Annotated in this window: 20 protein-coding genes; 13 read left to right on the forward strand and 7 right to left on the reverse strand. The window is 60.4% G+C overall.

What is annotated here, in order from left to right; genetic code table 11:
• Positions 1-121: 121 nt before the first annotated feature.
• From K2Q04_RS18050 to K2Q04_RS18090, 9 genes are all read left to right on the forward strand, one after another.
• Entirely contained in the window at positions 122-1,054 is a 933-nt protein-coding gene (locus K2Q04_RS18050) for a hypothetical protein (RefSeq protein ID WP_291166139.1), read from the forward strand.
• 88 nt (positions 1,055-1,142) lie between these two features.
• Positions 1,143-2,315, forward strand: coding sequence for a phosphoserine transaminase (locus tag K2Q04_RS18055; protein ID WP_291166140.1), 1,173 nt, complete (start codon positions 1,143-1,145; stop codon positions 2,313-2,315).
• Positions 2,316-2,470: 155 nt separating this feature from the next.
• Complete coding sequence (locus tag K2Q04_RS18060) at positions 2,471-4,165, forward strand: mucoidy inhibitor MuiA family protein (RefSeq protein ID WP_291166142.1); 1,695 nt, start codon at positions 2,471-2,473, stop codon at positions 4,163-4,165.
• Positions 4,166-4,263: 98 nt separating this feature from the next.
• Positions 4,264-5,553, forward strand: coding sequence for an adenylosuccinate synthase (locus K2Q04_RS18065; protein WP_291166143.1), 1,290 nt, complete (start codon positions 4,264-4,266; stop codon positions 5,551-5,553).
• Between the two features lie 81 nt (positions 5,554-5,634).
• Complete coding sequence (locus tag K2Q04_RS18070; RefSeq protein WP_291166145.1) at positions 5,635-6,432, forward strand: YdcF family protein; 798 nt, start codon at positions 5,635-5,637, stop codon at positions 6,430-6,432.
• 379 nt (positions 6,433-6,811) lie between these two features.
• Positions 6,812-8,482 carry a methanol/ethanol family PQQ-dependent dehydrogenase gene (locus tag K2Q04_RS18075; RefSeq protein WP_366935767.1) on the forward strand — a complete coding sequence of 557 codons (1,671 nt, stop codon included), beginning with the start codon at positions 6,812-6,814 and terminating at the stop codon, positions 8,480-8,482.
• On the forward strand, positions 8,463-9,275 hold the full coding sequence (locus K2Q04_RS18080) for a quinoprotein dehydrogenase-associated putative ABC transporter substrate-binding protein (RefSeq protein ID WP_291166146.1): 813 nt from the start codon (positions 8,463-8,465) through the stop codon (positions 9,273-9,275). The genes K2Q04_RS18075 and K2Q04_RS18080 overlap by 20 nt, the downstream gene beginning before the upstream one ends.
• A 5-nt stretch (positions 9,276-9,280) precedes the next feature.
• Complete coding sequence (locus K2Q04_RS18085; RefSeq protein WP_291166148.1) at positions 9,281-9,781, forward strand: c-type cytochrome; 501 nt, start codon at positions 9,281-9,283, stop codon at positions 9,779-9,781.
• Positions 9,782-10,118: 337 nt separating this feature from the next.
• Positions 10,119-10,943 carry a hypothetical protein gene (locus K2Q04_RS18090; protein ID WP_291166150.1) on the forward strand — a complete coding sequence of 275 codons (825 nt, stop codon included), beginning with the start codon at positions 10,119-10,121 and terminating at the stop codon, positions 10,941-10,943.
• An 85-nt stretch (positions 10,944-11,028) separates the two neighbouring features.
• Here K2Q04_RS18090 and K2Q04_RS18095 read toward each other — a convergent pair whose 3' ends face one another.
• From K2Q04_RS18095 to K2Q04_RS22255, 4 genes are all read right to left on the reverse strand, one after another.
• Positions 11,029-11,352, reverse strand: coding sequence for a hypothetical protein (locus K2Q04_RS18095; protein WP_291166152.1), 324 nt, complete (start codon positions 11,350-11,352; stop codon positions 11,029-11,031).
• Positions 11,353-11,518: 166 nt separating this feature from the next.
• Positions 11,519-13,678 carry a DUF1217 domain-containing protein gene (locus K2Q04_RS18100; protein ID WP_291166154.1) on the reverse strand — a complete coding sequence of 720 codons (2,160 nt, stop codon included), beginning with the start codon at positions 13,676-13,678 and terminating at the stop codon, positions 11,519-11,521.
• A gap of 196 nt (positions 13,679-13,874) precedes the next feature.
• The gene (locus K2Q04_RS18105; protein WP_291166156.1) at positions 13,875-14,396 is read right to left on the reverse strand and encodes an N-acetyltransferase; all 522 of its coding nucleotides are present in this window, start codon (positions 14,394-14,396) and stop codon (positions 13,875-13,877) included.
• 57 nt (positions 14,397-14,453) lie between these two features.
• Positions 14,454-15,011 (reverse strand): NUDIX domain-containing protein, encoded by a 558-nt coding sequence (locus K2Q04_RS22255; RefSeq protein WP_366935768.1) that lies wholly within the window; start codon positions 15,009-15,011, stop codon positions 14,454-14,456.
• A gap of 48 nt (positions 15,012-15,059) precedes the next feature.
• Here K2Q04_RS22255 and K2Q04_RS18110 point away from each other — a divergent pair, with 48 nt between their 5' ends.
• Both K2Q04_RS18110 and K2Q04_RS18115 read left to right on the forward strand, forming a co-directional pair.
• A complete protein-coding gene (locus K2Q04_RS18110) occupies positions 15,060-15,965 on the forward strand; it encodes a metallophosphoesterase (protein WP_291166158.1) in 906 nt (301 codons plus the stop codon).
• Between the two features lie 345 nt (positions 15,966-16,310).
• The gene (locus K2Q04_RS18115) at positions 16,311-17,390 is read left to right on the forward strand and encodes a patatin-like phospholipase family protein (protein ID WP_291166160.1); all 1,080 of its coding nucleotides are present in this window, start codon (positions 16,311-16,313) and stop codon (positions 17,388-17,390) included.
• Positions 17,391-17,474: 84 nt separating this feature from the next.
• Here the strand turns inward: K2Q04_RS18115 and K2Q04_RS18120 are convergent, their stop codons facing one another.
• Positions 17,475-18,272, reverse strand: coding sequence for a helix-turn-helix transcriptional regulator (locus tag K2Q04_RS18120; RefSeq protein ID WP_291166162.1), 798 nt, complete (start codon positions 18,270-18,272; stop codon positions 17,475-17,477).
• Positions 18,273-18,504: 232 nt separating this feature from the next.
• Here K2Q04_RS18120 and K2Q04_RS18125 point away from each other — a divergent pair, with 232 nt between their 5' ends.
• Complete coding sequence (locus tag K2Q04_RS18125) at positions 18,505-18,903, forward strand: lysozyme inhibitor LprI family protein (protein ID WP_291166164.1); 399 nt, start codon at positions 18,505-18,507, stop codon at positions 18,901-18,903.
• A gap of 45 nt (positions 18,904-18,948) precedes the next feature.
• Here K2Q04_RS18125 and K2Q04_RS18130 read toward each other — a convergent pair whose 3' ends face one another.
• On the reverse strand, positions 18,949-19,386 hold the full coding sequence (locus K2Q04_RS18130) for a septal ring lytic transglycosylase RlpA family protein (protein ID WP_291166167.1): 438 nt from the start codon (positions 19,384-19,386) through the stop codon (positions 18,949-18,951).
• A 292-nt stretch (positions 19,387-19,678) separates the two neighbouring features.
• Complete coding sequence (locus tag K2Q04_RS18135; RefSeq protein ID WP_291166169.1) at positions 19,679-20,167, reverse strand: septal ring lytic transglycosylase RlpA family protein; 489 nt, start codon at positions 20,165-20,167, stop codon at positions 19,679-19,681.
• A gap of 521 nt (positions 20,168-20,688) precedes the next feature.
• Between K2Q04_RS18135 and chrA the strand changes: the two genes are divergently transcribed.
• Positions 20,689-22,017, forward strand: a complete 1,329-nt coding sequence (gene chrA, locus K2Q04_RS18140) for a chromate efflux transporter (RefSeq protein WP_291166170.1) — start codon at positions 20,689-20,691, stop codon at positions 22,015-22,017.
• The last annotated feature ends 2 nt before the right edge of the window (positions 22,018-22,019 follow it).

Here is a 22,019-nt window from a genome sequence, read left to right on the forward strand (position 1 = left end):
GCCCACGGACACCGAACCGAAACCGCTGTTCCCTCCTAGGGCTCGGTTAGCGCAAGCGTAGCGTTGAGCAGAGTCTTGAGTGGCGCGCAGATACATGCGTGCCGACTTTGAGGGATCGAATATGAAACGTGCAAAAACGTGCATTGCCACGTGTTTTCTGATTGCTGCCGGTGTGGCGCCCGCGATGGCCGCCGACTGGGGCGGCGTCAAGGATATGGGCGGCGGGGTCGCGATACCCGTTCCGGCTCCCGTTCCCGTGCCGACATATGATGCGGACTCCGATTGGTACGTCGGATTGACGTTCGGCGGGAACATCTCGCAAAGCGCGTCGGTCAAAGACACGGATGTCGACTATCTGGGCGATTCAACGCCCGGCTACTTCGCGAAGGACAGCGGCGACCTGCCGATGTCGCCGATTTTCGGTTTGACGTTCGGCCGCTATCTGACGCCGTCTCTCAGGGCTGAAGTCGCGATCGATTACACGCCCAACTATCAGATCTCCAATGATTACAAATTGGGGTATCTCGCTACGAACTCGGCGCCCAACACGACAATTGGTGGCATCGATACGAACACCTATTCCATTTCGCGAACCGACACCGTGCAGCTTTCGCGAACGACCGGCCTCGTGAACTTGATCTACGATTTCAATACCGGAACCCGGTTTACTCCCTACATCGGCGGCGGCGGCGGCTTCTCCTGGAGAAGGCTGCAGAGGTCGTATTCGGAGACGGCGACGTGTATCGGTGGTTCCAACTCCATCGATGGTCCGTATCCGCCGAACACCTGCTCGGGCAATCCCTCGCTTCCGGGGAACTCTTCGACGGAGAAGGGTTCTACCAGCAAAAACCAGATCAATTTTGCTGCAGCCGTGCAGGCGGGTGTTGCCACGAACCTCACCGAATCCATCATCTGGGACAACGGCTGGCAGATGCTCTGGGAGCAGGGCGCGATATCATCTGTCGCGCCGTCGGCCTCGGGCGGGAATCAAATCGTTTACAAGGACGCCGTCCTGCAGCAGTTCCGGTCCGGCATCCGTATCAAGTTCGATTAGAACGTGCACCCCAGTGTTGCTTGGTGCCGAAAGGCGGTCGTTCGCGACCGCCTTTTTTCTTGTGTGTCCTCCGTGCTAAGAGGCCCCAATGCCCGGAATCAAAAAGCCACAAAGCAAACCTCGAAGACCATTCTTTTCGTCCGGCCCGTGCGTCAAGCGCCCCGGGTGGCGGCCGGATGCGTTGGAGGGCGCGCTCGTCGGGCGTTCGCATCGGTCTGCCGATGGGCGCGAGAGATTGAAGCTCGCCGTTGACCGGACGCGGGACATTCTCAACCTGCCGCCCGGTTATGAGGTTGCGATCGTTCCAGGTTCCGATACGGGCGCATTCGAACTCGCGATGTGGAATCTGTTGGGCGAATGCGGCGCCGATGTGCTGGCGTGGGACGTGTTCGGCCGGAACTGGCTGCGCGACGTGATCGGCGAGTTGAAGCTTCCCGATGTGCGCGCGTTCGAGGGTAATCCTGGGTATCTTCCCGATCTCAGCGTTGTGGATTTTTCGCGCGACGTGCTCTTCACCTGGAACGGCACGACGACGGGCGTGAAGGTGCCGGACGGCAATTGGATCCCCGATGACCGCGCCGGCCTCGTGTTCTGCGATGCAACGTCGGCGCTATTCGCGGAAGACATCGACATCGGCAAAATCGACGTGCTGACCTATTCGTGGCAGAAGGCGCTTGGCGGAGAGGGTGCGCACGGCATGCTCATCCTGTCGCCACGAGCGCTCGACCGTCTCGTTTCCTATCGTCCGGCTTGGCCCATACCGAAGCTTTTCAGGCTGACGAACCATGACGGGATTCTTTGGGACGTCTTTCAGGGCGTGACGATCAATACGCCGTCGATGCTGTGCGTCGAAGATTATCTCGATGCGCTGGCTTGGGCTGAAGGGCTTGGGGGGATCGCCGGAACGATCGCGCGGAGCAAAGCCAGTTCTTCGCTGCTCTACGAGTGGATCGACCGGACACCCTGGGTCGCGCCGCTCGCCGCCGATCCGCGGACGCGCTCACACACATCCGTCGCAATGCGATTTGCCGAGCCCGCGCTTGCCGAGGCTTCGGAGGACGTGCGGCTCGATGTCATGCGCGATATGGTGCGACTGCTTGAGGATGAGGCTGCGGCCTTCGATATCGCCGCTTATCGCGGCATGCCGCCGGGGCTCCGTGTCTGGTGCGGCGCTACGGTCGATGCGGACGATATCGCCGCACTTCTGCCGTGGCTCGATTGGGCGTATGCGAAAGTTCGCGCGGGGGCGCTCTCAGCCTGAATTCGCTGGATCCCTTCGCGTATTCTGGTTAACACGGGCCCTGTCAATGCCTTTTTATCGCGCTTTGCATCGGCCATAATCGGCCGGGGTCGCACCTCGCCGAGGGCGGTTCATCCGGGCATCGTCAGAATCAAACAACCAAAGGTCACAGCGAGATGCGTTTTGTCTTTGCGGCAGCTTTCCTGGCCGCCACGCCGTTGAGCGCGCTTGCGGCCGACGTACCGGCAACGTCGGCGATCGACGATGTTACGGTGTTTCTGTCGGGTGCCGAAGTCACGCGCATCGTCAAGGTGCACATCGAGAGGGGCGAGCACACGATCGTCATAGGCGACGTACCCGCGAGTGCGGTGCCGGGTTCCGTGCGCGTCGAAGGCAAGGCGACCGGCAAGCTCGACATCGGCTCGGTCGATACGGCGAGGAAGTTTCTGCAGCGCGCCGAGAGCGAAGCCGCCGACAAGCAGCGCAAAATTCTAGAAGACTCGATTCAAGCGCTCAAAGATCAGAAGACGACTGTCGACGCGCAGGCTCAGGCCGCGAAGACGCAAAAGAAGCTCATCGCCAATCTCGCACAACTTCCGTCGCGTTCTTCCGCGCAAGCGGCACCGGCAGCGACGCCGCTCGAAGACTGGCCGAAAGTTCTGGCGCTCATTGCGCAAGCGACGAGTGACGCGAGCAAGCTCGCACTCGATGCCGAGCAGAAAATTCGTGAGATCGACCGGCAGATTTCCGACGCCGAGAAGCAGCTCGCGGCATTGGCGCCCGCACGGACTGAACAGACCGAAGTGCGCGTTCACGTGGTTGCGCAAACGCCTCTCGAAGCAGATTTGAGCATTCGCTATCAGGTGCCGGATGCGCATTGGGCGCCCCTTTACGACGCGCGGCTCGGGACGGGTTCGAAAACGGAGCCGCCGAAACTCTCTCTCGACCGGCGCGCCGCGATTACGCAGCGTTCGGGTGAAAATTGGGACAACGTTTCGCTGAAGCTTTCGACGTCGCGACCGAGCGACAGTTCGTCGGCGCCGTATCTCGAAACGCAATTCGTGGATTTCGAACAGGCGCCGAAACCGGTGGCTGCTGCCGCGCCTCCTCCTCTTTCCGAGCCAATGCCGCGCATGATGGCGAAACACCGCAATATTGCTGCTGCGGACGCGCTCGGCGGCGCGCTTGAGCAGGCGGCGCCGGAGTCCGTCAACGTTGAAGAAGCCGTGGCGCAGCTGCAAAGCGCGCCGTTCGAGGCAACGTTCGAGGTTCCCGGGCGGGCGAGCGTCGCTGGAACCGGTGAAGCCAAGCGCGTGCTTCTCGCGTCGGAGGCGATCGAGCCGGCGTTGAGCTGCCGTGCCGTGCCAAAGGTCGATACCAGCGCCTATCTTTACGCGAAGCTGAAGCTCGCCAAGGGCACGCCTCTGTTGCCCGGCACCGTTTATCTGTTCCGCGACGGCACGTTCGTCGGCACCGGCGATTTGCCCCTTCTCAGCCCGGGCAGCGAACACGATCTCGGCTTCGGCATCGATGATCAGGTGAAGATCAAGCATGCGGTGCTGGAAGAGAAGCGTGGCGAGAGCGGGCTCATTTCGACGTCGCACATCGATAGCCGGAACTTCCGGGTCAATGTAAAGAACATGCACGAGCGGGCGATGGACGTGACCATTCTCGACCGCATTCCCGTCGCGCAGAACGACGAGATCAAGGTCGATCTTACGGGCCGCGTTTCGCCGACGATGCAGAATGTGGACGACAAGCGCGGTATCATCGCGTTCCAGGCCAAGCTTGAGCCGGACGAGGAAAAAATTCTGGAGTACGGCTATCGCGTGTCCTGGCCGGCGGCGAAGTCGATCACCTACGGCCCTTGAGGCTGCAGGCCAAATCTTAAGTTTAAGCTAGCGGACTTGCCGCGGGGCCCTGGCAGATGCCGGGGCCAAATCATGAGAAGGTGAGAAGGTTCAAGTTAATGGCAAACGTCGTGGTGGTCGGAGCCCAATGGGGAGACGAGGGCAAAGGCAAGATCGTTGATTGGCTGTCGGAGCGTGCCGACGTCGTGGTTCGTTTCCAAGGCGGTCATAACGCGGGACACACGCTCGTCATCGGCGGCAAGACTTTCAAGCTCTCGCTGTTGCCTTCCGGTGTCGTACGGCCTGATAAGTTGTCGGTTATCGGCAATGGCGTGGTCGTCGATCCGTGGGCGCTGACGGATGAGATCACGCGTCTGACGCAGCAGGGCATCAAGATCACGCCGGAAAATCTGCGCATCGCGGAGAACGCGACGCTCATTCTTCCTTTGCACCGCGAGCTCGATGTCGTTCGTGAGGCGGCGGCCGGCACGGAGAAAATCGGCACCACGGGACGCGGCATCGGACCCGCCTATGAAGACAAGGTTGGGCGTCGCGCGATCCGCCTGCAGGATCTGGCGTCGCCCGCGACGCTCGGCGCGAAAATCGACCGGGCGCTTGCGCATCACAACGCGCTTCGCCGCGGCCTCGGCCAGCCCGAAGTCGTCAAGGATGAGCTCATGGCGGAGCTGATCGCCATTGCGCCGAAAGTTCTGCCGTATGCCGACGTCTCGTGGGAGTTGCTCGATCAGGCACGGCGGCAGGGGAAGCGCATCCTGTTCGAGGGTGCGCAGGGCGCGCTTCTCGACGTCGATCACGGGACTTATCCATTCGTAACGTCATCGAACACGGTTGCGGCGCAAGCGGCGACCGGCTCGGGCATCGGTCCGGGTCACGTCGGTTACGTGCTCGGGATCGCCAAGGCCTACACGACGCGCGTCGGGTCGGGTCCGTTCCCGACGGAGCTTCTGGACGCGGTCGGTGAAAAGATCGGCGAGCGCGGCCGCGAGTTCGGCACCGTTACGGGTCGCAAGCGGCGCTGCGGATGGTTCGACAGCGTGCTTGTGCGTCAGGTGGCGAAGGTTTCGGGCATCGACGGCATCGCGCTGACAAAGCTCGACGTTCTCGACGGTTTCGAAACGATCCGCATCTGCGTCGGCTACAAGCTCAACGGCGAGCGTATCGATCGCCTGCCAGCGAGTTCGTCGGCGCAGGCTGTCGTCGAGCCGATCTATGAGGATTTCGAGGGTTGGTCGCAATCGACGCAAGGCGCGCGGCGGTGGGCCGATCTTCCGGCGCAGGCCGTGAAGTACGTTCGTCGCGTCGAGGAGCTGATCGAATGTCCGGTCACGCTGCTGTCTACGAGCCCAGAGCGCGACGACACGATCCTGATGAAGGATCCTTTCGTCTGAAAACGGAGAAACGGCGGGGCGCGCGTGCGCGCCCGGTTGAGATCATTGGAGGCTCACGGGCGAGAGTAGGGGACGACCGCAATGTTTTTCATCGCTTCGAAGGTCGTCTTCTTCTGTATTCAACCGTCGACGCTGGCGGTTCTCGCACTTGCCGCGGGATTCCTCTGTGTGCAATTCCGGCGTCGGAAGCTCGGCGCGTTCTTCTTGTCGGCCGGCTTCGGCATCATTGTTCTTTTCGGCTTTCTGCCCGGTGGAAATATCCTCATTCTGCCCTTGGAGCAGCGTTTTGCGACGCGCGTTCCGGATGTGCCGCAAGAGAAAATCAGCGGCATCGTTTTATTGGGCGGCTTTGAGGACGGAGCGATAACCGACAGCCGAGGCGGCTTGGCACTCAACGAGTCTGCGGAACGGTTGACCGAGACCGTCCGCCTTGCGCGCGCGCTTCCCGATGCGAAAGTGATCTTCACGGGCGGCAGCGGGTCTCTTTTCGGCGGCGAGGGGATGGGATCGGAAATCCGAAAGTATTTCGTCGACTCCGGTATTGAGCCAAGCCGCATCGTAATCGAGAACCTCTCGCGGAATACCTACGAGAATGCGATGTTCACGAAGCCGCTCGTCAATCCTAGTCCGCAAGACAAATGGCTTCTTGTCACTTCGGCTTACCATATGCCGCGTTCGGTCGGCGTCTTTCGAAAAGCCGGATTCGATGTCGTGCCCTATCCGGTCGATTTTCGGACGCGCGGCAGACGGGATGCAGTTCGTCCGCTGGACAGCGTTTCCGCTGGATTGGCGCGAACGGATCTCGCCGCCAAAGAGTGGATTGGATTGCTCGCGTACTGGGCGTCGGGGCGAAGCGCGTCGCTCTTTCCAGGGCCTTGATCGCGCGTGATCGCAAGCCGCGGATCTTGGACGCCGGACAGTTCTTTTCTTCCGCTTAACGGTAGACCGTCTGGCGTTCCGCAAAAGGGATCTGATCCCTGGAACCTGAAATGACGCGACAGGTTGTGGCACTGAAAGGGTGCCGTTGACGCAATGAGCGCGAATTTTGGCGGCTTACGCGTTGTTCTTTTCGGCACCGGCCGCGCCCAACATTTGGGGATACGCCGATGCGCAATTTCAAGCCGTACAAGTTATTATTTTTTAGCTTGCCGCTTTTTGCAATTTGTTCGCTTCCCGCATCCGCTCAAACTTTAGCCCAGCAAAACGTATCGCCACCAAAAGTTCCGCCTTCGCGATAGCAGGCGGGAACGAGTGGCAGATGCCGGGCGCAAATACCGGTCTGACGCGTTACAGCTCGCTCAACGACATCAACACCGAGAACGTATCGAAGCTTCAACCGAAGTTTACCTTCTCGATGGGTGTGGACCGCGGTGAAGAATCTGCGCCGCTCGTCATCGGCAGCACGCTTTACGTCGTCACTCCCTATCCGAACATCATCTATGCGCTCGATCTCTCGAAGCCCGGCGCGCCGATGAAGTGGAAATATGAACCGCATCCGCTCGCTGCTTCGCAGGGCGTCGCGTGCTGCGACGTTGTCAATCGGGGCGTGTCTTTTGCCAACGGCCGACTCTTCCTGAATACGCTGGACGGCAATACCGTCGCTGTCGATGCCAACACGGGCGCCGAGATATGGCGCACACAGATGGGCAACATCAACCAGGGCGAGACGATGACGATGGCGCCGCTCGTCGCCAAGGACAAAGTCATCGTTGGCGACTCCGGCGGCGAGATGGGCGTACGCGGTTGGATCGCGGCGCTCGATCAAGGCTCGGGAAAGGTTTTGTGGAAAGCTTTCAACACCGGTCCCGACAAGGATGTTTTGATCGGAACGGGATTCAATTCGTTCTATCCGCAATTCCAGGGCAAGGATCTTGGCGTCACGACGTGGCCGCCCGGCATGTGGGAGCAAGGCGGCGGCACTGTCTGGGGGTGGGTTTCGTACGATCCCGAACTCAACATGGTCTACTACGGCACGTCGAATCCGGGCCCGTGGAATTCGTCGATGCGTCCGGGCGACAATCTCTGGACCGCCGGTATTTTTGCACGTGATGCCGATACGGGGCAGGCGCGCTGGTTTTATCAGCTCAGCCCTCACGACGTCTCGGACTATGACGCGGTCAACGAATGCATCCTATTGGATATGAATTGGAACGGCAAAGATCGAAAGGTCCTCGTTCATCCGGACCGCAACGGCTACGTCTACATCATCGATCGCGAGAAGGGAGAAGTTCTCGCGGCTAATCCGTTCGTGCCGATCACCAGCAGCCAAACCGTCGATCTGATGTCGGGCCGCTTGATTTATAATCAGGCTAAGGCGCCGAAGGTCGATCAGGAAATGAAGGATATCTGCCCGGCGCCTCCTGGCGGCAAGGATTGGCAGCCGTCGTCATTCTCTGAGCAGACCGGCCTTCTCTACATTCCGCACAACAATCTTTGCATGGATATCACCGAGAGAGACGTCGGCTATATCGCGGCCACGCCTTACGTCGGCGCCGACGTGCACATGAAGGCCGGTCCCGGCGGGCACCGCGGCGAGATGACGGCGTGGGACATTCAGGCGGGCAAGGCGGTCTGGAAAATCAACGAGTCATTTCCGGTGTGGAGCGGCGCGCTCGCGACTGCAGGCGGCGTCGTTTTCTATGGAACGATGGCAGGATGGTTCAAGGCGGTCGATGCGAAGACCGGCGCTCTTCTTTGGCAGTACAAGACTGGGTCCGGCATCATCGGTCAGCCGACGACGTGGCGGGGTCCCGACGGCAACCAGTACGTCTCCATCCTGTCAGGTGTCGGCGGCTGGGCCGGAGCGATCGTCGCCGGTGGATTGGATAAGCGCGATGGCACCGCCGCGCTCGGCTTCGTCAATGCCGTCAAAGATCTTCCTGAGCATACGACTAAGGGAGGGTCGCTCTATGTCTTCTCGGTTCAATAGAGCGTTCTTTGTTGCAATCGGCGCTGTGGCTCTTTCGGCTGTCCCCTCACACGCGCGCGAACTGAAGTTCTGTGCCGATCCTAACAACATGCCGTTCTCGAACGATCGCGGTGAAGGATTCGAAAATCGGATCGCGACGCTTATCGCGGCCGACATGGGGGTGACAGCGACGTTCGTCTGGACGCCTGAGTGGCGCGGTTTCATCCGCAAAGGTCTTGGTGCCGGGCTTTGTGATGTCGTTCCCGGCGTGCCCGTCGACTTTCAACGCGTACGCCCGACGAAGCCCTATTACACGGCGAGTTACGCGTTCGTTCAGCCTGCGGGGACTTCTGCCCCGATAACGTCGTTCGACGACGCAAGCCTGCGCGGTAAACGCATCGGCGTTCAGCTCGTCGGTAACGATGGGGCGAATACGCCGCCGATGACGGAGCTTGCGCGCCGGGGCATCACGAACGGCATCAAAGGTTACATGGTCTTTGGTGACTGGTCGAAGCCCGACCCGCTTCTTCCGGTCGTCGAAGGCATTGCGCGTGGCGATGTCGATATATCGGTCGTGTGGGGGCCGGTGGCGGATTATTACGCGGCCCGGCAGACGCCGCCGTTACGCGTCACCCACATCAGCGACGTTCCCAACATGACGTTTTCAATTTCGATGGGCGTGCGGAAACCCGATATGGCGCTTGCCGAAGAGATCAATCGTTCTCTCGACAGGCGGCAAGCGGACATTCGCAACATTCTCGCGGATTATCACATTCAGACTTCAGCAATGAAGAAATCCGCAGCGGCGGAGTGAATCCGATGAAACGATTTCCATCCTATCTGAGCTCTATGCTTCTCTTTGCGGTTCTGGCGGGCATCCTGCTTGCGGGGTACGAGTCTCGAGCCGCGGACGATAAACCGGCATCGAAGCAGCCGACGAATCCCGAGCCACAAGTTTCATTGGTTCCACTTGCGCCAGGAGGCGGCGAGCCTATCGCGCAGACAAGCGCCGAAGGCCGCAAGGCTGAGAACGATCCGGCGGCGATCGAGAAAGGCAAAGCTCTCTTCTCGGCGATGAATTGCGTCGGCTGCCATGCCAACGGCGGTGGCGGCATGGGCCCGCCATTGATGGACAAGATATGGATTTATGGCGGTTCGATCGAGAATATCGCGGCCTCTATCCGCGAGGGACGACCGAACGGGATGCCGTCCTTCCGCGGATTTTTGCCTGACGAGCAGGTTTGGGAGGTTGCGGCGTTCGTGCGCTCGCTTTCAGTTCCCGTCGCAGGGTCGCCATCGGATACCGAACCCGCGAAGTAGACGGAGCTGCTCCGGCGGCGCGCATATTCGCTGTCCCTGGTGGGGTCTTCAGGTAGCCCATTGAGTTATCTTGGCTCCTTCAGAGGAATGCCGCCCGCGTCGCGCGACTTCCATTGGGTAGAACGAGCTTAAAATTTCAGGAACGGCGTTCGCTGCTCAAGGGGACGCCCCAAACGCGCGTTGTTTCCGGAACAAACCTCCCTCCGGCTGTGTTGAAAGACCGGCGTTATGTGAGGAGACGTGCAGTGCACGAGATCATTTATCTGATCGGATTAATCGTGGTCATTTCGTTTCTTCTGGGCCTTTTGGGTTTTAGATGATCGATGGAGATGCCGCGATGGTCGAAGTTATAGATATGCGCGAACCTGGCCCGTTCCTCAGCTGGCGGGGTATTTTGGCAGGCGCGGTGGCCGGATCGGCACTCTCCTTCGTTTTGATGTCGCTCGGCATCGCTGGGGGACTTTCGCTCTTATCGCCTTGGCCGGGACAGTCGCATGGTTGGCTCGCTTTGTCCGTCGCGGCGGCCTGGGCGCTCATCGTGACGATAGCGTCGTTCCTGATCGCTGGATTTGTGGCTGCTCGTGTGCGTCCGCGCGCCAGCGATGTGCCGCCGGACGAAGTTGAATTTCGCGATGGGCTTCAGGGTCTCGTCACTTGGGGTGTGTGCGTCCTGTTCGGTGGATTGATCGCGGCGGGGATCGGTTCGGCGGCGCTTCATGCCGGAACGTCGGCAATCGCAAAATTCTCGAGCGCTTCGTCGAGCCCGTTGTCGGCCATTGTTTCGACGCTCTCTACGCCGCCGGAAGGAAAGCCGGTGACGAACGTGCAGCTTCTCACGCGCGAGGAGGAAAAGACGATCGAGGCGGTGTTCATGAGATCGTTCGGTAACGAACATCTTGTGCCGGCCGATCGAACGCTCGTCTCGTCGATCGTTGCGGCTAAGGCGGGCATCCCGATTGCGGAGGCGCAAACGCGTGTAGATCAGGCCTACACCGATGCGATTGCCGCGCTCGACAAGGCGAAGAAGGCGACGGAGCTTTCGGGGCTTCTGACCGGGATAGGACTTCTTATCGGGCTCGCCGCAGCTTGGTACGGCGGGGTCCGTGGAGGCAACAGCCGCGATAACAATGTTCCGGCGCGATTTCGATTTCGAGCATTCTGATCGCCACGCACTTGTTTGACTGGAGACGTGAGGGAACTCACGTCTCTTTTTGTTTGCGCCGGTTTTCGGTTCGCGCGGGGGGTGCTCAGTCGGTCTCGTTCAGGATGATGTATGGCTTGCGCCGCGGTGTCGGCAGCGTCGGCAACGGTGGGCCGAACACCGGTTGTCTTAGTGTCCAATTGGGTCCCGCTGTGCCGGCGGTGCTGGGCGAGTGACCGTTCCACGCCGAGTCTGGAAGCAGGAAGTCGTCGGCCGGGAGCGTCGGTCCCCTGCGGTCGACAGGAGCCCATACGACGCCACAGCATGCGGTTCGCGCTCCTGACTGGGAGCGAGGGCCGGCTGACGCGGCGGTTCCAGCCGTTACCAGCGCGGCTGCCGTGGCCAGTGAGGTGAAAGTAAATGATCTCATCGCGTGGTCCTTCGCATCGGAGCCCGGCGTCGAGGAAGACGCATTTTCCCTGCTGTGGAGGTTAATCCTGCCGACCAACAACTAAAAGACCGTTTAGCCGGATCCTTCAGTCTGCTGCATTAATGGCACAAAAAGGCGAAGGGCGACCGGCCGAGGGAGCGATTTACTATGTAATCGGATTGATCGTTATGATCCCGTTAGAGCTTGAATTTCCTTGAAGGAGCTGAAGGATCGGGGACTGGCTGGTATTGGCATTCTGCGCATCGTAGAGCGCCGCGAACTTAGCAATGAGCTTGTTCAATTTCGCCGGGTCCTGGAGATCAGCCAGATTGAGCCTCTTAGTTATCATCTTCGCCTGAGTGTCGATATCGGCGGCCGACATCAGCGAGGAGAGGCCGAGGGCTGTCTGGGCGAACTGCACCAGGGCCTTATCGGCAAGGATCTGGTAGGGCGAGGTAATACCCGAAGCTTTCCTCTGGAAATAAAGTGCCAGGCGGACGCCGTCACTCTGATCGCCTGCCTGCGCTTCCATCGTCTGCTGGAGGTAGCCGTCAGCGGTTGCCACGAGCTGGCTGCGGTATTGCGCTTCTCCTGCCGGAACAGTGAGGCTCTTGCCGTCGGTTCCGAAGTTGAATGCCAGGGCCAGGGGGCGATACTGCGAATTTTCGGTCTTGTTGATATAGCTCTTTGGATCCAACGGATCGCTCGTCAGGATGGTGCGCAAATCGCTCGTCGATAGTTTCGCATCCTTCAGCCCGTATGCGCTGAGCATGAAATTCACGAGCTTGGTATCTTTCAGAAGATCATCGACGTTGTTGATCGTGGCGATCGTCGTTGCGTAGTAATTGCTATCGGCCTCGGCCTGATCCAGCGCGGCCGTCGATGTGTCGGATTGCGTCATATAGAGTTTGACGGTCGCGGTTAGATTTGAATCCGTCTGGGCTACCGCTGCGGTCTTGGCCTTGCCGTTCGAGTCGAAGTTGAATGCCGACGCCATCGCGATATAGGCGGGGTTATGCGACTGGTTCGCGAAGCTGTTCGGGTCGCTCGGGTCGCTCTGAAGGATCTTGGTGACGGTGTATTTCGTCATCTTCAGAGGATCTAGTCCGTAGGCGGACAGGATGAAGTTGTAAGCCGAGCTGTTCAGCAGATCCTGGACGGACGAAATCCCGGCGATCGCGTCCTTGTAAGCGGCGGTGGCCGTGTTGTTCGATGCTGTCTGGGCAGCATTGTAATTTTTCGCGTAGGAAGCCAACAGGCTGGTGACTTGCGCCGATGTTTGTGCCGCACCGTCTTTGACCGACCCGTCGGTGTTGAAGCTGAACATCGCCGCCAGCTTCTTGTATGCGGCGTTGGTCTGCTGATTTGCGACGCTGTTCGGGTCGGAGAGATCGCTGGTCAGGATCTGGCGCAGCAGCGTTTTCGATTGCGTGTTGGGATTGAGACCAACGGACGTGACCGCGACGTCGAACAGGGTGCTGTTCGCCAAGAGATCGTCGACGGAAGTCACGCTCGAAATGGCAGAATTATAATACTGCGTTTTGAATGTCGCTGCGGAAGAGGTTGCGCTTGATCCGGTTGCGTTGAAGTACTGATAAACCGTGCTGATGATGTTGTCGCTCGACTGGGCGGTTCCGTTGACGCTGCCGTCCGTCGCAAAATTGAAGGCGGAGGCGAGAAGCTTATAATTCGGGTTCGAACTTGCGAGCGTATTGGCGGCGCTATTCGGGTCGGAAAGATCGCTCGTCAGGACGGCTCTGATCGTTGCGGCTGATGTGATGTTGGCGTTCAAGCCGTAGGCGGTCACGGCGAAATTCAGCAGCCGCGGGTTCGCCATCAATTGATCGACGGATGTTATATTGCCGATCGCCGCCTGATAGTACGTCGCTTCGGTCGAGGCAGCGGTGCCTTTGTTGACCTGCTGCTGCGTGTACAGGCCGATCGTATCGCTTTCTTCCTTGGAATTTTGCGCGAGGGTCGGCGGGGTCGCAAGCGTGCCGTCCGTCGAAAATTGGAAGGCCTTCGCAAACTCCAAAAATCGCGTATCGGTGAGCTTATTGACGAAACTTTTGCTGTCGGTCAGGTCGCTGGTCAGGACCTTCTTCATGAAGGCCTTGGCGTACGTCATATCGCTCAGGCCGTACGCCGTCATCGCGTAGCTGAAAAGGCGAGAATTGTTCAGGAACTCATCGACCGTCGTCACCTTGTCGATGTTGGCCTGATAATATTTCGCGGCGTTCGAAACGTCGCTCTGGGCGGAAATACGCGAAAGCGTTTTGGGAATGTCCGCGGCGTAGGTCCGATAGAGGAGATACGTTGAGATCATCGCGAGCTTTCGGCTTCAATCGACTCGAATTGGTGAATCAGGAATCTCACAGCTCAACCGGCATGCCAAGGCCTCCGATCTGCAGCGGATGAACTCCAGATACAACTCGTGCGTCATCAGCAGCTGTCGTAAACCGCCCGCAGGAATGGTCGACAGATCCGGGTTACGATGACGTTACTGCCGCGGCTCGCCGGGCTTAATAGTCGAGCGTTTCGACGGGCGGCTCTGCAATGACGAGTCCGCGGTAGCCGGCAAGCGCGCCAGGCTCCAGTTCGTGCGCCAGAATGCGGAACGGATTTACCGGGCCCGGAAATACGATCTGGCCGGGCGGCACGGCCGCGAAGCCGAAGCGGCCGTAGTAGGGATGATCTCCGACCAGGACGACGACCTTGGCGCCGCCGCTGCGCGCAGCTTCGAGGCCCGCCGTTATCAGCTTGCTGCCCAGACCAAAGCTCCGGTGATCGGCGTCGACCGCAACGGGCCCGAGCAGAACGGCACCTTTGGCGCCGCCGATGGTGATCTCCGTCGTTCGGATCGATGCCACGATCTCGTTGCCGATCGAGGCGACGAGGCAGAACCGTGACAGATGCCCTTTTCCTTCCCGCACCCGATAGGCGGAGCGCGCGAAGCGGCCGGGTCCGAAAACGCGCGCGTGCAGCTTCGATATCTCGGCGATATCGCCAGGGCGTGCTTTCCGAATGACAAGTGAAGGTGACATGCGCGGACTTCTAAGCAGCTTGAGGAAGCCGGCAACGTCCGGCAGGCGGGGCTTCTATCATACTTGGGAAATTGTGCGACCCTCATGCGAGCGACGAATTCGCTCCGCCGTCTCCGGCGGGAGGCCGGCGGGCAGGGAGCCGAGCGGAAAGAAGTTCATTGCCGGCGTGCTGGGGGTCGAAAGCCGCCGCCAATCGCGGACGACATACAATCCCGTTTGGCCCCGCTCGCCCGTCGGACTTATCTGGCCTGTCCGGCGGTCCCGGGTCCCGGCATAAAATTCACGCAATTCCGGCTTTGCATTAACCTCGATGCCTGCAATGTCGCGGAGGCCGCGCCGAACCGCGGTCTCGAGGGTCTCGCCCTCCCGGGTGGTCGTTGCGGGCAGGTTCCAGCCGTCGTTCTCGTCTTGGCGCACCAGGAGCGTTCGGCCCGCGTCATCTATGACACATGCCTCGACGGACAAATATACGCCGCGTGTAAATCGCCAGTATTGCTGGAAAGCGCGGGCGACGAGGGGGCCCAGCAGAAATCTATCTTCCCTCAACGTCGAACTCTCCTTTGCGTGGCGGCCGTTCGTTTTTCTCTTAGGCGCTAGGCATTTGCTAGTTACCACGGTGTGCTAGAGTGTGTTCCCCGCAGCTTACCTATCGCATTCCCAAATATGACCGAGACTTTCACGCTCGCGCACTTTTCCGACGTGCATCTGCCGCCCGTTTTCGGGAGCCGATGGCAATATTGGAATGCCAAGCGGGTGCTTGGATATTTGAATTGGCTTCGCAAGCGGCGCCGGGTTCATCAAGGCGAGATTGCCGATAAGCTCATTGCCGATGCTACGGCGCTTCGCGTCGGCCATATCGTCATTACGGGCGATCTCATCAATCTCGGCCTGCCGTCGGAATATGAAGCGGCCCTCGATTGGCTGAAATCCATCGATTCGCCCGAGAACGTGACTGTCATTCCGGGAAACCACGACATCTATTCGAGCCTGTACGGCGATCCGGGCGTCGCCCGGTGGGCGGAATACATGGGCGGGGAAAACGATACGCTGGCGTTTCCGTTCGTGCGGCGCGTCGGTCCGATTGCGCTCATCGGGTTGAATTCCGCTGTCGAAACACCGCCGTTCTTCGCCAGCGGACGGGTCGGCGCGCATCAGCTTGAGATCACGGGCGAGCAGCTGACGGCTCTCGGTGAAGAGGGTATCGTCCGTGTCGTGCTCATCCATCATCCGCCGCTTCCCAATCTGGCTCCGCCCAGGCGCGCGCTGAGCGATGCCGCCCACTTCGCGCATCTGCTCGAGCGCGGCGATGCCGAGCTTGTGCTTTACGGCCACAATCACAAAACGCGGGTCGATTGGCTCAGATCTCGAACAAAGTCCATTCCGGTCGTCGGCGTCGCGTCGGCGTCAGCTGCTGTCACACATGGCGAAGAGCCTTTGGCAAGCTATAATCTCTTCACGTTCTTCAAAAGCGAGAACGGGCTTCGTATCCGCCACGTGGTGCGTGGAATCGATGCGCCGGATTCGCCTGTCAGAAAAATCAGCGAGACGGTTCTGACGCCCGGGATATGATTTCGATTATGTGGCTTGCTCGCATCTTCGCGGCCAAATGCCACTGCTCGAGTCTCGTGACGTTCGTGCTGCAAGCTGACGCATCAGCTCGATTTGCGACCACCATTCCGGAGTTTCGCGAGTTGAGGCTTACGCGTTGAGCACACTGCAGACGCTGATCGCACAAGCGTTGAGCAAGCAAAACGCCCAACGAGCAAGTGTAACATTTACACGCTAGTGACCAACCTTGGTGATAGCCCAGTCGTTCTGCCGCGGCGTCGATGACATACCTCTGCCGCGCGCGTTAATGATATGGAGTCACGTTGGCCTTTGGTGTTTCATTGGCCTGCGGGGAGCAATGCGGTTTTGCCAAAATCTGCTTACATCAATCTGGCCTTACAGGGCGGCGGAGCTCATGGCGCCTTCACATGGGGCGTTCTTGATCGTCTGTTAGAGGACGATACGCTTCAGTTCGGCTGGATCAGCGCAACGAGTGCCGGCGCCGTCAATGCGGTCGCGCTCGCGGCAGGACTTGCCGAAGGCTCGCGCGATAAAGCGCGCGAGAAGATGTACAAAATCTGGCACGCCATCCACAACGCCGCCATCCCCGATCTGACGCGGCTCAATCCGTTTCTCAACGGGCTGGTGCGGACAACGCATCTCGCGTCGATGCTGTCGCCTTACGAATTCAATCCGCTCGGTTTCGATCCGCTGCGGCGTCTGCTCACTGAGCATGTCGATTTCGAATTGATCCGGGCCAAGTCGCCGGTCGAACTGCTCATCGCAGCCACGCATGTCGCGACCGGCAGAGCCCGTCTCTTTCGCGAACACGAGATCACGGTCGATGCAGTTCTCGCGTCGGCCTGTCTGCCGGTGATGCATCATGCCGTCGAGATCGACGGCGCGGCCTATTGGGACGGCGGCTTTTCCGCAAACCCCGACCTTGTGACGCTCGCGAGCGAAAGTCCGATTGGCGATACGCTGCTTGTCATGGTCGCGCCGCGCGCCAACGCGAAGTTGCCGACGACAGCGCGCGATATTTCAATTCACGCGAGCCGCCTCACGTTCAACGCGCCGCTCGTGCGCGATATCGAAGTTATAACCGCGGTGCGCGAGACATCGGGGGTGCTGTTGGCAAAGGGGCGACTGGCGCCGCTCTGCCGGCACCGCTTCCATCTGATCGATGGCGGCCCGGTCACCGGAGCGCTCAATCCCGAGACGACGCTCAAGCCCGATTGGGACATCATCACGTACCTGCACGGTGCGGGACGCGAGTACGCGGATAAGTGGCTCAATGTTGCGCGTTCAGCTGTCGGACGGCTCGAAACAGTCGATCTCGTGAACTACTTCTTTCCGCCCGTCGAGGACGGCGTCACCTTTCGCGCGCCGATCGTCGCCAAGCGGCCGGTTCAAAAGCGGGGCGTTGGCGGCAAACGCCAGAAGTAAATTTGGTTTTCGATGGCGTCTCTTTGATTTGCGCTGGCGACTCCCCGGACGGGGAGTAGGCCGCCAGCGCAGGGAATAGCGCGATCAGGTTACGAGCCGCGCGTAGCCCTCAGCGATGGTTTCGTCGAGCAGGCGTTTGTATTCGCCATAGGCCGGGTTCTTCGGCGTCACCTCGCCGAAGGCATCGGCATCGAAGTTTTCGCGCTGGGCGTAGAGTATCGGCGTCGCGACCGGGATGAAAGTTGCGCGTTGCTTGTTCAGCGTCGTGATGATGCCGCGCATCTCGCCGGCGCGATCGAGTTGAGAGACGACGACCATCCGCATCGCGCCCTTGGTCAGCGAGACGAGGTGGATGAAACTCGACGAGGCCGGGATATAGAGCCGGCCCCGATGGGCGTAAGGGGCGTCCGGCCGGTCGCGTTCCTGAAAGAGAAGGCTCGGCCACTCGGCGTCCCAGGTGATATCGGTGCGATAGGCGATAATCGTGTCGGCAACCGAGAAGGATCGTCTGAGCGTCAGATAACTGCCGATGTAATGGTCGACGGCCGCGCGTGTGTAGGCCCCCATATAAATGGGCGCGATACCGCCGCCGTTGCCTCTCAGCTCCAGCGGTCCGCCCGCGCTTTCAAGCGCAACTGACTCGCCATGCCAGGCGTCGCGGAGGCCGTGAAAATCGAGGCCCAAAACCATGCAGACGTCGAACAACGTTTGATCGCGAACGGAGCGTCCGCCGAGGAGGTTCTGAATTGTCTTTTCGTGGCAATCGGCAGCGTCGGCCAATTCAGCCTGCGTCAGCTTCTTTTCGACCATAGCCGTCTTGATGCGCTCGAGCGCCTCGGGACGAGTGGTGGCGGGCGCAGGCTGGGCGACAGCTTTCTTCATTGGCCGCTTGATTTTGAAGCCGGGCGACGGACGTCGCCGGTGCGGGAAAATACCGATTCTTTCCGGTAAGACGCAATCGGAATCCGGGTGCAATAACCCGGCTTCCTTCCATTGCCGCCAAGTGGCGCCTAACGGCCTCACGTTTCCGGACCGGTTCCCGCATTGTCGGGATGTCCACCGCTGGGGTGGGCTCCAGCGCCAAGAGACGCGCGAGAACTAAGGAAAAGGGCACATGTCGGAAGCAGTCATATACAAGTCTGGCACTTCGAAGTTGGCGGCAGCAGTGTCGGTTGGGTCGTTGCTGGCGCTCGCCATCATCGCCGGTGCAGTTCGCCCCGCGGCCGCACAGGAATTCGATTGCCAGCGCGCGCGTACGGCGTCTGAGCGGACGATTTGCAGAAGCGACCGGCTGGCCGGGCTCGACGAGCGGATGAGCGCTTTATATTCCGAGCTGAAGTCGGCCTACGACAATCGCTATCAACGCAACGATTTGAAGATGTATCAGCGCCGGTTTCTGGACGCCCGCGATAGCTGCGGCCGGGACGTCGATTGCATCAGGGGCGCTTATCTCGACCAGATCAGCGTGCTGGAGTCCCGTCTCGAGCAGGCTTACCGGCGCAGTGAGCGCTGAGCGACATCCCCCCGTGCCAGTGCGAGCTTTCCCAAGCAAACCGGCTTAGCGGTCGAGAACCTCGAGGTTGACAGCCGCTAAGCCCATGCCGGTCATGCCGAGGTCTTCGGCGGCTTTTGTGGACAGGTCGATGACGCGGCCTGGCTTGAAGGGGCCGCGATCGTTGATCCGAACGATGACGCTATCACCGTTATCGACCCTCGTTACGCGGACGCGCGTGCCGAAGGGGAGCGTCCGGTGTGCGGCCGTCATGTCTTGCGGGTTGAAGGCTTCCCCGGTCGCGGTCCGTTCGCCTTTTCCGTAGAATGACGCGATGCCCTTCATGGCGTGACCGGTTCCGGCCGGGTCGGGGCCATGAAGTCCGTAGGGCTGTTCGCCGATCGGCGCTGCAGCGGCAACGGGTTGCTTAACAGGTTGCTTGGCGCTGATGAAGGATGGCTTGGCGATCGTTATTTTCGCCTGCCAGTGATCGAATGTGCCCACTGGGCGAGCTGGGGCCGTCACCGTGGTCCATTGGCCGCTCGCCTTGGCCTTACTTGCCGGGCCAGATAGATCTTGGGCCAGGGATTGGGCTTCTGACGGGGTTCCCCCGGCTAGCGACGCCAGACCGACAATCCATACGGCAACACATGCCAAACAAATGCTTCGGCGCACGCACATCCCCCCGGATACTCCCCTAGCGCCCAGGACTATGGTGATTCGGATGGCGGAAAAACGTCGGGAGGCGCTGGTTGCCCAACGCCTCCCGATGTTTATTCAAAGATAACGCTCAGGCTCAGCTGCGGCCGAGAACCTCGAGCGAGACGCGGGCCAGGCCGGCTCCGGTCATGTTGATCTGGCGGGCAGCGCCGCGCGACAGGTCGATGACGCGGCCGCCGACGAAGGGACCACGGTCATTGATGGTGACGACGACCGACTGGCCGTTCGACTGGTTCGTGACGCGAACGCGTGTTCCGAACGGAAGCGTGCGGTGAGCGGCCGTCAGGCCCTCAGGGTTGAAGCGAGCGCCCGAAGCGGTCTGCTGGCCCTGCCAGTAGTAAGATGCGATGCCGTGCGAACCGCCGCTGCCGCCAACCGACTTGCGGGCGGCGACTTTCTTGGTGGCCTTGCGGCCGGAAACGTGAGCGTGCTTCTGGTAGGAAGCCTTGTGGTACGACGTCTTGTGGTACGTCGCCTTGTGGTGCGACGAGGCTGCCATTGCAGGGACGGTTGCTGCCGTAACCCCAGCGAACGCGAACGCGGCGATCGCAATCGTTGAACGCATAGTTCACTCCTTGTTAAAGGAGCAGCAGTGGTTCGGGTCGAATGAGCGGTTTCCCCCGCCCGCGGCACGCCACCAGGCGACCACGGGGCAACCGCTTCGGAAGCGGCACCGTCGTTAATGTTGGGAGAAAGTAGCTCTTAAGGCGAATGACCCCCTGTGACCCGTTACAGAACTCCAGAACCTGGTTCTTCCTGCTGCCCGTGCTAACTGGGGTCTCCCCCCGTTCTGGCCCGGCACAACGAGCACCCTGTGGATAAGAGGTCAACCCATGGCAGATACCACCTTTTAACCATAATCCGTAAGTTACGGAAAATTCTAAGTTATTTTGAGTGCACTTTTAGGTTGCGCGACGCCAGGTCGCAGAATTGGACGCCCGTTAAGGGAACAAAATCGTGGCGCCGGGTGGCGCCGCAAATATCTCGACCGTTCAATCCTCTAGGGCAGCGGACGGCTTTCGTTGATCCGTGTACGCCTTTTTCAATGTGTCGGCCGGTGCGTGGGACTTCGAGTGTGAGACAGAGATGGGCGATCACGAACCAGTGCGGGCTGGTCCAGCCGAGCCCCTAGTCAATCCATCGTTCAGCGAGGCGCTGCGTGTCTGGGCGCAGATCGGTCTGATGTCATTCGGAGGGCCGGCCGGCCAGATCGCGATGATGCATCGGGTGCTCGTCGAGCAGAAGAAATGGCTCGATGAGGCGACCTACCTGCTGGCGCTCAATTTCTGCACGCTGCTGCCGGGTCCCGAGGCTATGCAACTCGCGACGTATGCCGGCTGGAAACTGCACGGGACACGCGGCGGGTTGGCTGCCGGCCTGTTGTTCGTCGCGCCGGGTGCGCTGGTCATTCTGATGCTTGCCGCGCTTTACGCGTCGTTCGGGAACGTGCCGGTCGTCGTCACCGTGTTCACCGGGATCAAGGCGGCCGTCCTTGCCATTGTTATCGAGGCGCTGATCAGGATTGCGCGGCGATCGCTGGCGGGGCGCGTCGAGTGGTTGATCGCTGCCCTGTCGTTCGCGGCCATTTTCTTTTTCCACGTGCCGTTTCCACTGATCATCCTCGCCGCCGGGCTATTTGGCTACTGGCGGAATGCGGCTGCGAACCAGGGCGCGGCGGCATCACCGGTTCCGGCCGTGGCGGTTCCGCTCGCTTCGACGGCGAGGGTGATCGGCATCTGGTTCGCGATCTGGACGCTGCCGCTGTTGGCGGTGGCGTTCACATTCGGGTTCGATCACGTCCTCAGCCAGCTGGCGCTGTTCTTCTCGAAGCTGGCGGTCGTCACGTTCGGCGGCGCCTATGCGGTCCTTGCCTACATGGCTCAGCAGGTGGTCGAGGGTTATGGCTGGTTGAAGCCGGACGAGATGCTCGACGGGCTCGGGCTCGCGGAGACAACGCCGGGCCCACTGATCCTGGTCACGGAATTCGTGGGATTTCTTGCAGCGGCCAGGCACGGCGGGGAGACATCGCTCCTCTTCGGTGTCCTCGGCGCGGCTGTCACGCTCTGGGCGACGTTCGTGCCATGCTTTCTCTACGTGTTCGCTGGCGCTCCCTACGTCGAGTGGTTGAAGTCGGCCCCGAAACTCAAGTCTTCGTTGTCGGCCATTACGGCGGCGGTGGTCGGGGTGATTTTCAACCTGTCGCTCTGGTTTTCGCTGCACGTACTCTTTCGGGACCGTTTCGAGGTGGCGGCGTGGCCGCTCCGTTTCGAGGTGCCCGAAATCACGAGCATCGATCCCGCAGCGCTGACGCTCGGCATCCTAGCCGCGATCCTCCTCTTCGTGCTGCGTGCCGGCATCGTGACCACGCTCGGCGTTTCAGCGGCTGCCTCGCTGTTGCTGGCGCTTCTCCGCTGAGG

It is taken from the genome of Hyphomicrobium sp. (genome assembly GCF_019753045.1).
In the GTDB taxonomy this organism is placed as follows: domain Bacteria; phylum Pseudomonadota; class Alphaproteobacteria; order Rhizobiales; family Hyphomicrobiaceae; genus Hyphomicrobium_B.